The organism is Anaerotruncus sp. AF02-27, assembly GCF_003465835.1.
Taxonomy (GTDB): Bacteria; Bacillota; Clostridia; order Oscillospirales; family Ruminococcaceae; genus Anaerotruncus; species Anaerotruncus rubiinfantis.
Genome location: NZ_QSBX01000016.1, coordinates 64,429 through 76,632 on the forward strand (window position 1 = coordinate 64,429; position 12,204 = coordinate 76,632).

At 54.5% G+C, this 12,204-nt stretch carries 10 protein-coding genes; 7 read left to right on the forward strand and 3 right to left on the reverse strand.

Translation table 11 applies throughout. The features are described 5' to 3' along the window. Nucleotides 1-46: 46 nt before the first annotated feature. The 6 genes from DWV16_RS12575 (at nucleotide 47) to DWV16_RS12600 (ending at nucleotide 8,487) form a co-directional block, all read left to right on the forward strand. A complete protein-coding gene (locus tag DWV16_RS12575) occupies nucleotides 47-2,329 on the forward strand; it encodes a xanthine dehydrogenase family protein molybdopterin-binding subunit (protein WP_066456392.1) in 2,283 nt (760 codons plus the stop codon). Further along, the gene (locus DWV16_RS12580) at nucleotides 2,326-3,204 is read left to right on the forward strand and encodes a xanthine dehydrogenase family protein subunit M (RefSeq protein ID WP_066456397.1); all 879 of its coding nucleotides are present in this window, start codon (nucleotides 2,326-2,328) and stop codon (nucleotides 3,202-3,204) included. The genes DWV16_RS12575 and DWV16_RS12580 overlap by 4 nt, the downstream gene beginning before the upstream one ends. Continuing rightward, complete coding sequence (locus tag DWV16_RS12585; protein WP_118479544.1) at nucleotides 3,197-3,676, forward strand: (2Fe-2S)-binding protein; 480 nt, start codon at nucleotides 3,197-3,199, stop codon at nucleotides 3,674-3,676. Before DWV16_RS12580 ends, DWV16_RS12585 begins: the two co-directional genes overlap by 8 nt. Nucleotides 3,677-3,748: 72 nt before the next feature. Then, the gene (gene hydA, locus DWV16_RS12590) at nucleotides 3,749-5,128 is read left to right on the forward strand and encodes a dihydropyrimidinase (protein WP_118479546.1); all 1,380 of its coding nucleotides are present in this window, start codon (nucleotides 3,749-3,751) and stop codon (nucleotides 5,126-5,128) included. Nucleotides 5,129-5,428: 300 nt separating this feature from the next. Next, nucleotides 5,429-6,580 (forward strand): 4Fe-4S binding protein, encoded by a 1,152-nt coding sequence (locus DWV16_RS12595; protein WP_066456403.1) that lies wholly within the window; start codon nucleotides 5,429-5,431, stop codon nucleotides 6,578-6,580. A 182-nt stretch (nucleotides 6,581-6,762) separates the two neighbouring features. Next, a complete protein-coding gene (locus DWV16_RS12600) occupies nucleotides 6,763-8,487 on the forward strand; it encodes a sigma 54-interacting transcriptional regulator (RefSeq protein WP_158572862.1) in 1,725 nt (574 codons plus the stop codon). Between the two features lie 108 nt (nucleotides 8,488-8,595). Here the strand turns inward: DWV16_RS12600 and DWV16_RS12605 are convergent, their stop codons facing one another. Next, nucleotides 8,596-9,033, reverse strand: a complete 438-nt coding sequence (locus DWV16_RS12605) for a MerR family transcriptional regulator (RefSeq protein WP_066456407.1) — start codon at nucleotides 9,031-9,033, stop codon at nucleotides 8,596-8,598. A gap of 139 nt (nucleotides 9,034-9,172) precedes the next feature. Here DWV16_RS12605 and DWV16_RS12610 point away from each other — a divergent pair, with 139 nt between their 5' ends. Next, nucleotides 9,173-10,147, forward strand: a complete 975-nt coding sequence (locus DWV16_RS12610) for an alpha/beta hydrolase (RefSeq protein ID WP_118479550.1) — start codon at nucleotides 9,173-9,175, stop codon at nucleotides 10,145-10,147. Nucleotides 10,148-10,269: 122 nt separating this feature from the next. Here the strand turns inward: DWV16_RS12610 and DWV16_RS12615 are convergent, their stop codons facing one another. Together DWV16_RS12615 and DWV16_RS12620 are read right to left on the reverse strand one after the other, a co-directional pair. Further along, a complete protein-coding gene (locus tag DWV16_RS12615; protein ID WP_118479552.1) occupies nucleotides 10,270-11,409 on the reverse strand; it encodes a hypothetical protein in 1,140 nt (379 codons plus the stop codon). A gap of 105 nt (nucleotides 11,410-11,514) precedes the next feature. Continuing rightward, on the reverse strand, nucleotides 11,515-11,796 hold the full coding sequence (locus DWV16_RS12620; protein ID WP_158572864.1) for a hypothetical protein: 282 nt from the start codon (nucleotides 11,794-11,796) through the stop codon (nucleotides 11,515-11,517). Between the last annotated feature and the right edge of the window lie 408 nt (nucleotides 11,797-12,204).

A 12,204-nucleotide genomic window follows, 5' to 3' on the forward strand; every position in this document is an offset into this window, starting at 1 on the left:
ACCGGCACAGAAACAGTTATCCCCAGGCAGATAGGAGAGTGATATTTTGGAATTCAAGAACGTCAATAAGACGCATGAGCGCATAGACGGCATGGAGAAAGTCACCGGCAAGGCGATCTACGGCTCCGACGTCCGGATGCTCAATATGCTGTACGCCAAAGGCGTGTATTCAGAATATGCGCACGCAAAGATCCTTTCGATTGATAAGTCCAAAGCGCTGGCGCTGGAAGGCGTGGCGGATGTGGTGGTTGCAAAGGATTTGCCCGGCTCAAAAACGATCGGCGAGGTCGTTTCGGACCAGTATGTCCTCGCGGACGACAAGGTGCGCATGTACGGCGACGTGGTCGCCGTCGTGGCGGCCGAAACCCCGGAGATTGCCGCTGAGGCAGTCAAACTGGTCAAAGTGGAGTACGAGCCGCTGCCCGCGCTGCATGATCCGCGCACGGCGATCAACAATCCCACCGTGGTTACCGACCTGTTCCCGACCAACGTTTACTGCGATTATGTCGCGTCGAACGGAGACATCGAAAAAGGCTTCGCGGAATCTGACCTCATCTTTGAGCAGGACTACGAGACCAGCTGGCAGGAGCATGTCTACACCGAACCGGAGGTCGTCATCGGCATCCCGAGCATCCACGACGGCGCGGTCACCGTTTATGGCTGCCTGCAAAACCTCTATATGGCGCGCGAATCGGTCTGCCAGTGCCTGAATATCCCGATGTCCCGCGTAACCATCCGGCAGACGGTCATTGGCGGCAGCTTTGGCGGCAAACAGGAGAGCACGGTTTCCATCGCGGTGCGCGCGGCTTTGCTCGCGGTGCGTACCAAGCGGCCGATCAAATATTTGCTGACGCGTGAGGAGTCGGTGCGCGAGACTTTCAAGCGGCATCCGTTTTATATGCACATGAAAATCGGCGTCACAAAGGACGGCATGCTGCGCGCGATTTCCGGCGATTTCATCTCGGACGCGGGCGCTTATGTGAACAAAGCCAAGGGCATCATGGGCAAGGCGATCACCCTCGGCGCGGGACCGTACAATTCCCCAAGCGCCTACTTCTATGGACGCGCGGTAATGACCAACAACATCCACACCGGCTCCTACCAGGGCTTCGGCAACCCGCAGGGAATCTTCGCGCGGGAGTGCGCGATGACCGAGGTCGCTGAAAAACTCGGTCTTTCGCCTTATGAATTCCGCCGCCGCAACATCATGAAAACCGGCGATGTCAACGGAACCGGCCAGAAGATGGACTGGTGCCGCATCGGCGCGCTCGATGTGCTCGACGCCGCCGCGAAAGAGATCGACTTCGAAAATAAATACTGGAAATATTCCCGAGAAAACAAAGGCAGCGTCCGCCGCGGCGTCGGGATCTCCTGCAGCCTGCGCGGAAACAGCGTCGGAACGGTGATCCAGGATAACGGTCGCGTCTACATAGAAGTCGAAGAGGACGGCAGCGTGCTGGTTTCGATCGGCCTTGCGGAGATCGGACAGGGGCTTCTCACCACCATGAAGATCATGACGGCAGAAGCGCTCGGCTGTGACATCAACCGCATCACCATCAACGATCCCGATACCAGCCGGGCTCCGCTCACCGGCGCGGCGCTCGCTTCCCGCGGCACCTATCTCGGCGGCCACGCGATCAACGACGCCGCTGCGAAAATTCACGCAATCGTCTCCGAGGCGCTGTGCGAAAAATATGAGATTGCTCCGGAAGAAATCCATTACTACGACGATAAGGTGACCTTCGGCGAGACCGAAATGCCGTTTGATAAGGCGGTGAAACTCTGTTACGACAGCGGCCGCACCGCCGCAAGCGTCGGCAACTACAAGACCCCGCCGCTCACCTGGGACGGCAAGACCGGACACGGAGACGCTTTTTATATGTTTACCTTCTCCTGCGCAATGGTCGAAGTGGAAGTGGATATGGACACCGGTAAGACCGAAGTGCTCAAGTCTGTCGCGGCGCATGATGTGGGCCGCGCGATCAACCCGCAGATGGCCAAGGGCCAGATTGTCGGCGGGCTGGTCGGCGCACAGGGCTGGGCGCTTACCGAGGACCTCGGCTGCAAGGATGGTGTGATCAGGAACCTCAACTACGACAATTACATCATCCCGACCACAATGGATGTGCGAGAAGTCGTGCCGATCATCGTGGAAAATCCCGATCCGCGCGGCCCATATGGCGCACGTTCGCTCGGTGAACCCGCGTTCGATCCCTGCGGCGCGGCCTATGTCAACGCGGTCAACCACGCCATGGGCAACGGGAAACATATCCGCAGCCTTCCGGCGAACCTGGAAGCGGTATTTTTCTGCGAGGAGGAGAAACAATGAGCATCAAGATCAAAGGGTTTCTGCGCGCGGTCACTGTGACGCAGGCGCTTGCCTATGCTGCGCAGTATCCAGGCGAAACCGTCTATCTCGCGGGCGGTACCGATGTGATGGTTCAGGCGCGTGAAGACGACCGTTTCGCGCAGAAATACCTTGTGGACATCACGGGCATCCGGGAGCTGACCGGGATTTCACAAACAGCTGACACCCTTCAAATTGGCGCGCTGGCAACCCATGCCGCCGTGCATGAGTCCTCGCTGGTGCAGAAATATGCCGAACTGCTTTCGCAGGCGGCGCTGACGGTCGGCTCCCCGCAGATCCGCAACCGCGGCACCATCGGCGGCAATATCGCAAATGCCTCTCCGGCGGCGGATGACCTTTCGGCACTGGCGGCGCTTGGCGCAAAAGTGCTGGTGAAATGTGTGGACGGCACCGAAAAGCTGATGACGCTCACCGAGGTTATTTCACGGCCCTACCGCAACAGCCTGACAAATGGCGAGCTGATCACCAGCGTGATTGTCCCGAAATATGACGGATACCGTGCGTATTTTTATAAACTTGGACGGCGCAATTCCCTTTCGATCTCCCGCATGACGATTGCGGCGTGCCTCAAAACCGATGCACAGAATCGCGTGGAGGATCTCAAATTGGCAGTCGGTTCGGTTTTCCCACAGCCGGTCGTATTCGAAGAGATCAACCGCACGCTTGTGGGGAAAATCCCTTCCGAAGCGGAACTTTCGGCATTTGCGAAACAGGTCTCGGATAAGATCCCGGAAATCGCGGGTATCCGGCCCACCACAAAGTATAAACAGCCCGTCTGTCAGAAGCTCTGTGAACGGGTGCTGAGAGAACTCCTGGGAGGTGAGAAAATTGGATAAAATTACAATTTCCTTCACTTTGAACGGAAAGCCCTATACCGTTGCCACCCGTCCGGATATCCGTATGCTGGATGTCCTGCGCGACGATTTGAACCTCACCGGTACCAAGGAGGGATGCGGCATCGGCGAATGCGGGGCCTGCACCGTGCTTGTAAACGGCGAGGCCATGCATTCGTGTATGGTGATTTCCGGCCAGATGGACGGAAAGGATATCCTCACGGTGGAAGGCCTCAGCGAAACAGAAATCGGGAAGACCCTGCAGCGCTGTTTCCTTGAGGAAGGAGCTGTGCAGTGCGGATACTGTACGCCGGGCATGCTGATGAGCGCGTATGCGCTGCTGCGCAAGAACCCCAACCCCACGCGCGACGAAGTCCGGCTTGCGCTTTCGGGTAACCTGTGCCGCTGCACCGGCTATATCCCGATCATCAATGCGGTGCAGAAGGTCAATGAGAAGCTGAATGCTTCCCGGTGACCGGACGCGCCGATCCTGCCGGCTGGCGCTGCGCAGCAGGAAGATTCATTCAGTAGAAAGCGGGTGTGAAAGATGAAATATGAACTGCTGATTAAAAACGGGCATGTCTATGCGCCGCAGGACCTTGGCGTTGTGGATATTGCGGTGACGGATGGGAAGATCGCCAAAGTGGGAAAAGGCCTCGATGCCGAGGCCGTCAGGGTCATAGATGCCTTTGGGAAAACAGTCATCCCCGGCGCAATCGAGACCCATGCGCATATGAACATGCCGTTCGCCGGAACCAAGACGATGAACGATTTTTACGACGGCACCATGTCGGGCGCGTTTGGCGGCGTGACCACGCTGGTCGACTTCGCCCAGCAGATCAAGGGCGTGCCGCTCATCATGGCCTGCGAGGACCGCGTCAAGGAGGCGAAGGGTCACGCTGTGGTCGATTACGGTTTTCACGCGACCATCACGACGGTGGACGACGAGACGATCGACGCGATTCCCAAGCTGATGGAGATGGGTTTCACCTCCTTCAAGGTCCATACGACCTATAAGGACGGCGGGCTTTACATCGATACCCCCGGGCTCCGGCGGACTTTTGCCGCAATTGCAAAGGCGGGTGGAATCGTGACGGTGCACGCCGAAAACGATGATATGATCGAAGCCGCCAAAAACCACCTGCTCGCGGAAGGAAAGACCGGCGCGGTCTATTTTCCGCAATATAAGCCCGATGAGGCGGAAGCGGAAGCAGTAGACCGCTGTATTGAAATCGCGAAAGAGACTGGCTGCAAGCTGCTGATCCGGCACATCTCGAGCGCGGCTGGCGCCAAAAGCGTGGCGGCCGCGCAGAAAGCAGGGTATCCGGTCTATGGAGAGACCTGTCCGCAGTACCTTGCCTTCACACGCGAAGTTTATACGCAGGAAAACGGTCGGGACTACATTCTGCATCCGCCGATTCGCGGTGCGGCAGACCGGGACGCCATTTGGGGAGAGCTTGTTGAAAGCGATGTAAAATGTACGATGGCAACCGATGACTGCGGCTTTTACCTGAGCCAAAAACGGATGAACGACACCTTCTACGGTGTGCCGGGAGGATTGCCGGGCATCGAGACAAGACTTGTAACACTGTATGAAATGGGCGTGGCGCAGGGCCGCATCGGTGTCGGTCGGATGGTTGAGATGCTTTCGACCGAGCCTGCGAAGCTCTATGGGATCTATCCCCAAAAGGGGGTCATTGCCGAAGGCAGCGACGCGGACATTGTGGTGCTCGACACCGGTGTTTCTTATGCGCTCACAGCAAAGGACTTGCATGAGCGCAGCGATTATACACCGTTCGAGGGCATGCAGATGCATGCCGCGGTGGCTCAGACAGTTGCAAACGGGAAGGTGATCGTGGACGGCCGGGAATTCTTAGGGGAAGAAGGCGCGGGACGTTTTCTTGTGCGCGGCAAGCCGCAGGGCTGATTTCCCGCGCGTCACAGGCTGGAACAGGCCGCCCCGGCAGGGCTGCAATGTCCTGCCGGAGCGGTTTTGTGTATCGTAAGATGACGGATGGGCTCAAACTGAGAAAGTAAGTTTTTTATTTTAACAAATTCTTCTCAAAATGACAAAGAGATGAAAGTTTGCCGGAAAATTCTCAATGGCGCCCCCAATTCGATTGCCTGGACCCCTCAAACAGGATATCATAAATACGGAAAAACTGCGATTTTATCGGCGTTTAGATAGACAATGAGCGCGCGGAAAGAGGAAAGGTGGAACAGACAAATGGCAAATCTTGAAGTATCCTATTGCGGTGTGAAATATCGGAATCCGTTGGTCCTGGCATCCGCGAGCCCCGGCTGGGACGGCGAGGCGATGCTGCTTGCGGCAAAGGCGGGGATCGGCGGCGTAATCCCAAAGACAATCGGCCCGAAGGACGATTGGAGCGCGCAGCCGCGCAACGGCAGGATGGTCCTGCATCGCTACAACAACCGCCCCATCGGCATGATCAACCTGGAACTGTTCACCGATAAAACCCGTGAACAGTGGGCACAGGAGGAGTTTGCCATCGCCAAAAGCGGCGGAGCAACCATGCATATCAGTGTCATGGCAATGCCGGAGCCGGAGGAAACCGCCGAGATCGTCAAAACCCTGCAGGACAGTGGCATGGTCGACCTGTTTGAGCTCAACGCATCCTGCCCGATGCCGTCCGCCTCGGCGGGTATGCACATCGGCAAGGACTGGGAGCTGGTTGCCGCGCAGGTGAAAGCCTGCAAGGCGGTTTCCAAGGTGCCGTTCACCGTCAAGCTCACCCCGAACGTCGCTGATATGGTGCCGATTGCCAAAGCATGTGTCGGCGAAGGCGCGGACGGAATCACCATCAGCAACACGATCAAATCTTTCGCGGGTGTGGATATCGAAACGGGAATCCCGTATCTGCGGGCGTTTGGCGGTTATTCGGGCGCGGCAATCAAACCGATTGTAATGCGCCATCTGATTGAGGTTGCAAAAGCGGTCGATGTCCCGATTTCGGCGGTTGGCGGAGTGACCTCCTACAAAGATATCGTCGAATATATCATGATCGGCGCTTCCACCGTCCAGATTTGCACCGAGGTTATGTTAAACGGCTATGGTGTGATCACAAAGATTCTGAAGGATCTGGACGGATGGATGGATGCGAAGGGCTATCGATCCTTCGATGAAATCCGCGGCATCGCGCTCGGGCGGCTCACCACAGTCGAACAGCTTGCGACCGAGGAGCCGAAGTTCTCTCACATCGATGCGGACCGTTGTACCAACTGCGGGAAATGCCAGAAAAGCTGCTTTTACCGCGCGATTGGGGAAGGCGACGGCGTGCGCCGTGTGCTGGACGGTGAATGCGACGGCTGCGGCCTGTGCGCCCAGGTCTGCCCGGTGGGCGCGATCAGCCTTTATTAAAGAGGTCCCTTTTCCATCTACATATACCCAGTCTCCGTATGAGACACCCCTGGAAGTGGAAACGAGCCTGCGGTCAGAACCGTGGGTTCGTTCCATTTCGGGAGGGACGTGAAACCTGTTCAAATTTTTTCAATTATGCTATGATGTTAGGAAATGGTGCAGACAGGGAAAAGGAGGGCAATATGGAAACCCTTTTGATGAGCATCCAGAAGGATATCACGCAATATGTCGGGATGATGTCGATGATCTTTCCTGCCGATGTGGACGTCGCGGATCAGAACCTCATACGGGTTGCCGGGACGGGGCGGTTTGCGCGCAGGATTGGCAGTTCCCTGCACAGCGGGCGTGTCAGCGCCCGGGTGCTTGAAACGGGCCGGCCCATCTTCATCAAAGATCCCGAAATGGAGCCGCTCTGCCAGAACTGCCTGAACCTTTCGGTTTGTAAAGACCAGTGCGAACTGCGGGTGCCAATCAAATTGGATATGGAAGTGATTGGTACGCTGGGGATCGCATCCTCCTCCCCGGAACAGTATACGGAAATCATCGGCCGTTATGAGCAGATGTTTGTTTTTGCAAACCATATGGCGTCGCTGATAGCGCTCAAGGCGCGTGAAGTCCAGGATCAGAAGATCCGGTCGTATGACCGCCGCGTGCAGGACCAGCTCGGCAACCTGCTTATGGACGGCGTGCTGCTTCTGGACGAAAATAATCAGATCCTCTATATGAACCAGCGCAGTGAAAAGATCCTTGGCAACACGCTGGCGCAGCTGCAATACCTGCGTAAAATACGACAGCTTTCTGTTCAGGAAAAGACGGGCGGAGATGAAAACGCCACTGTATTTGAGATTAAAATCCGAGACAAACGTCACGACCTTTCGGGGAAATGCCGCCAGATCAAAGGTGTCGAAGATGACGAGATTGTGCGGGTATTCGTATTCAGCGATATCCGTTCGCGCGACGAGGCCGCCCAGCAGCCGCAGGCGCAGGACAAATACACCTTTGACTATCTGCTTGGCGCGAGCGCTCCCTGGGCACAGGCGGTCGAAGCCTGCCGGGAATCCTCCTACAACACCAATTGCATCCTCCTGAGCGGCGAGCCCGGAACAGGAAAAGAGCTCTACGCCCATGCAATCCACAATGAGAGCGTACGCCGCAACAACCGATTCCTGCGGCTTGGCCGGGACGCGGATGTGGATGAGATGTTCCAGAAAATGTTCCCGGATACGGAAAATGTCAGCGGGGATGGGCTGATCATTCGCAACGAGATGATCGACGGCTGCACTTTTTTTGTGGATGGCGTTGAGACGCTTTCCCCGCGCAACCAGGATATTCTGCTGCTGATCATCCGCAGCAGCCAGCTGAACAACACCAAGGTGATCTGTTCGACCAGTGCGAATCTGCGGCGGATGGCCCAGATGGGAGATTTCCGATACGATCTGCTCTATATCCTGGAGATGTACACTGTTGAGATCCCTCCGCTGCGCGCACGCGGGCAGGACGTACTGCTCTTTGTTGAGCGGCATTTGGAGCGTTACAATAAGCTGACGGGAAAAAATTTGACCATTTCAAAACAGCTCAAGGAGATGTTTCTCAATTATTCCTGGAAAGGCAACATCCGTGAAGTTGAGAATGTCATCTCCTACATTGTGGAGAACAGCGACGACGACGCGGAGGTGCTCACTCCGGAGAACCTGCCACAGCTGATTCTGGAGCGCCTGCGGGACGACAAGAAGAACGCTTACAACTTGGAAAACGCTGAAAAAGAACTCATCATCAAAGCGCTTAACGACTTTGGCAACAACGCCCGCTCCAAATCGCTTGTGGCCAAAGAACTTGGCATCAGCAGCGCTACGCTGTACCGCAAGCTCAAACAGTACCGCATCCAGCAGAATATGCTGTTTGAATGATCTGCTGGAATTACGGCGGACACGATGTCAGAGAAAATCGATTTGTGCAGAGATATCCTTGAATTGGAAAAATGAGCGCTCCGGCTCTGCGTCGGAACGCTCATTTTCCTATTTATGGGCGTTTTCATATGCCTGACGGATTTCTTCCGGCATATCCTCTGGTTTCATACAGCTGAGCCGCTTCTCGTTCCCGTCCTTGATGGCCTCCCCGTAATACCAGCACTTGAATTTCAGCATATCCAGCACCCTGTTCATCCGCTCAATTTCCATTTCTACGGTTGCTTTCTGTTTGATGAACAGCTCTCTGCGCTGCGGATAAGTTTCGCTTCCCTGCACACACCACTGCATAAACCGTTTGATGTCCTTGATCTCCATGCCGGATTTTTTCAGACATTCAATGACCCGAATGGCTTCCATCTCTTTTTCACCAAACTTGCGGATTCCGGAGATTCGCTGTATGTCAGGAAACAGGCCTTCTTTGTCATAATACCGCAGCGTGGAGATGGGCAATCCAAACATCTCGGATACCTGGCCGATCGTATACATCATCTGTCCTCCTGGATTTTAAAATTGGATATTGACCTAAAGTTAGGTTTATGTCTTATACTGATCATATCAACTGGAGGCGGGTTTGTCAAATCTGTCTTTGGGAGGTTTTAAAATGGGAAAAAGGAGTATTTTAGACATGAAAGAGAACCTTGAACTATCGATGCAGTGGGATAAGACCTTTCCCAAAAGCGAAAAGGTCGATCATCAGAAAGTAACATTTCGAAACCGCTATGGCATTACGCTGGCCGCGGATTTGTATGTTCCCAAAAACGCAAAGGGGAAGCTTCCGGCCATTGCGGTGAGCGGTCCGTTTGGCGCGGTAAAGGAACAGTCCTCTGGTCTTTACGCGCAGGCAATGGCAGAAAAGGGCTTTTTGGCCATTGCTTTTGATCCCTCTTTTACAGGCGAGAGCGGCGGGTTGCCCAGATACGTGGCCTCCCCGGACATCAACACAGAGGATTTCCAGGCCGCAGTCGATTTTCTGTCTGCGCAGGACAATGCTGATCCGGAAAAAATCGGGACCATTGGCATCTGCGGCTGGGGCGGAATGGCTTTGAACGCGGCGGCGGTGGATACCAGGATCAAGGCGACGGTAACTTCCACTATGTACGACATGAGCCGGGTCAATGCAAAGGGATATTTTGATTTGGAGGACAGCGAAGAAGTCCGCCATGAAAAACGCAGGGCTCTGAACGCGCAGAGAACTGTAGACTATAAAAACGGGGAATATGCGAGGGCTGGCGGCGTAGTCGATCCTGTGCCGGAGGATGCCCCGTTCTTTATAAAGGACTATTACGACTATTATAAGACTAGCCGGGGCTATCATAAACGCTCTCTGAATTCTAATGGCGGATGGAATGTAACCGCTTCCTTGTCCTTTCTGAACATGCCGATTTTGCAGTATGCGGATGAGATACGCAGCGCTGTATTGTTGATTCATGGCGAAAAAGCGCATTCCCTCTATTTCAGCAAAGATGCTTATGCAATGCTGAAAGGGGACAACAAGGAGCTGATGGTCATTCCAGATGCCGTTCATACCGACCTCTATGATAAAATGGAGGTAATCCCCTTTGAAAAAAAGGCGGCATTCTTCGAGAAGTACATGGTTTGATCCAATTTGGGGAGCGGGCATACTGCGAAAAAGGCGAATGCCGTTTTATTGGCATTCGCCTTCCTGGATAGATCCATAAAAGCCCCGCGTATGGAAATTCCATACGCGGGGCTTTTGGCTGTTTATTCCGCCTTGGCTGGGACGGCAATCGGTTCAGATGCGAAAATGTAGGTTCCAAGCTGGCGTGTTTTCAGCGAAAAAACAAGCTCGTCGTCATCGTTTGTAACGAACTTGCCTTTGCTGGTGATGTCGGCAAGCTGCCCGCTTGAAACGTCGTAGACGATGATGTCATCCTCCTCGACGGTAAGTTCGCCGTCCTCATCCACATACGGGACCGGCAGTTCCAGCGTTGCGCGGGAGGTGGAGGGGATTTCCGGATTGTGCCAGAAGTTGCGGATGAAGGCGTCCTGATTTGCGAAGAGTGGGGTATAAGGGGCGGTGGGATACCATTTGGTGGAGAGCTTCACCGCCATTTTGGAGGTGTCGTTGTCGCCGGAAACCGAGAGCTTTGCAAGGGTGTCGTTGGCATCTTCCCAGGTGATTTCACTGTCTTCATTTTTGAGCGGCTTTACCACAATGCCACCGTCGCCCGCGGTGGCGGTGTAATCGGCGTCATATTTCGTGTTCTGCACAAAGCCTTCGACCGGGATTTCGATTTTGGTGCCCTTCTTGATGACGCCGACATAGCCTGAAGTCCCGTCCGCTTTGAGCTCTGCGAGCAGCGCGTCGGTGGCTTCTTCAAATCGTTTATGGCTGTCAAAAGCGACAATGTCCTTCTTCGCGGTGAAGATGGCGGTGCCGCTGATCTTAAATTCCTCGTCGCTCGGCGTTTCGTTCAGGATGAAGCGGAAGGCGACGATGCGCTCGTTTTTATAGGGCTCCCAAATCCCGCTGAGTTCCGGGAATTTCTTCTCAACGATTAGGACATAGCGGAACCGGTTGGCGTTGTCGTCCTTATCGAATTTGACCTTGAAGAGGTCGCGGTCGTTGAAAACCGGGTTTTTTGCCAGATAGGGGGAAGTGACGTAGAAATCCTCGTCCGAGCGGAAATCGGAAGTGGCGTCGGAAATTTCTTTTCCATCCGCATCGAACGGGTGGGCGGCATTCAGCTCCAGTACACCTTTGCCCATCGTGATTTTTCCGATGGTTTCTGCGATCTCCTTCTCGGTCATGTAGTCGCCTTCCTCCGGCGCCGCGAAGGCGGTGATGCCAACCGAGAGGGACAGGGCTGCCGCAAGAATCATTGCAAGTACTCTTTTCATAAGTTCCTCCTAATTTTTGTTCGGCGTTTTTTAAGCGCGCAACGCTCCTATCATACCAGAAACAGGTGGGATCGTCTACTGTTTTCTGGAAAAATTTATATAAAACTAATTGTAGATTGCATTAAAAACAGGCTGTATTTTGGTGATCCATTTATTCTTTTCCCTGCTATAAAATTTGGTATCGGAATTAACCGCAAAGGGGATTCCGGCATTGGTTAACTGTTCTGTCATATAGCCGGCAAATTGGATCTGCTCCTCAATCGTATAGTCATCCCCGTCGTTGTAATTGCCCGGCATCCACGCGCCTACCCATGTTGGGACGTTGGTCTGCTTCTGCCAATCCAGCGCCAGCTTTATTTTTTCGTCGATCAATGCACGTTCCTGCATTGTCCCGCTTGTCCAGAGTTTGCGTTCGTTTCTTTTGCTGGGATCGGGCGCGTAGAAATGCCACTCGGCCATCAGGTAACCGTTGTGCTGCGTGGGTATTTTGAGTTCTTGCAGATATGCTGCGTCGGAGCGCAGCCGAAGGTTGCAATTCCCATAGAGGGAATGCGTTCACAGCCGGACAATAGACGCCGAACCATATGAAAAGGCGATGCGACTCGGGAGAGATCGCACCGCCTTTTCAGTGTGGGGACAGGCAGGAAGACCCCGCCTGTTCCCGCACAAGGGGATACAGGAATCTGCTGTATGATTATAGAGATGTAGGGATTGGTTATATCAGTTGGGGAAGATGCCGCGGATCTTCTTGGCGGCGACCAGGCGCTTGATGGCAACCATGTGCGCGCCCATGCG

Excerpts from the sequence above, each read along its gene's own strand:
- DWV16_RS12580 (WP_066456397.1), top strand. The coding sequence starts at position 2,326 with ATGAGCATCAAGATCAAAGGGTTTCTGCGCGCGGTCACTGTGACGCAG.
- hydA (WP_118479546.1), top strand. The coding sequence starts at position 3,749 with ATGAAATATGAACTGCTGATTAAAAACGGGCATGTCTATGCGCCGCAG.
- DWV16_RS12595 (WP_066456403.1), top strand. The coding sequence starts at position 5,429 with ATGGCAAATCTTGAAGTATCCTATTGCGGTGTGAAATATCGGAATCCG.
- DWV16_RS12600 (WP_158572862.1), top strand. The coding sequence starts at position 6,763 with ATGGAAACCCTTTTGATGAGCATCCAGAAGGATATCACGCAATATGTC.
- DWV16_RS12605 (WP_066456407.1), bottom strand. The coding sequence starts at position 9,033 with ATGTATACGATCGGCCAGGTATCCGAGATGTTTGGATTGCCCATCTCC.
- DWV16_RS12610 (WP_118479550.1), top strand. The coding sequence starts at position 9,173 with ATGAAAGAGAACCTTGAACTATCGATGCAGTGGGATAAGACCTTTCCC.
- DWV16_RS12615 (WP_118479552.1), bottom strand. The coding sequence starts at position 11,409 with ATGAAAAGAGTACTTGCAATGATTCTTGCGGCAGCCCTGTCCCTCTCG.
- DWV16_RS12620 (WP_158572864.1), bottom strand. The coding sequence starts at position 11,796 with ATGCAGGAACGTGCATTGATCGACGAAAAAATAAAGCTGGCGCTGGAT.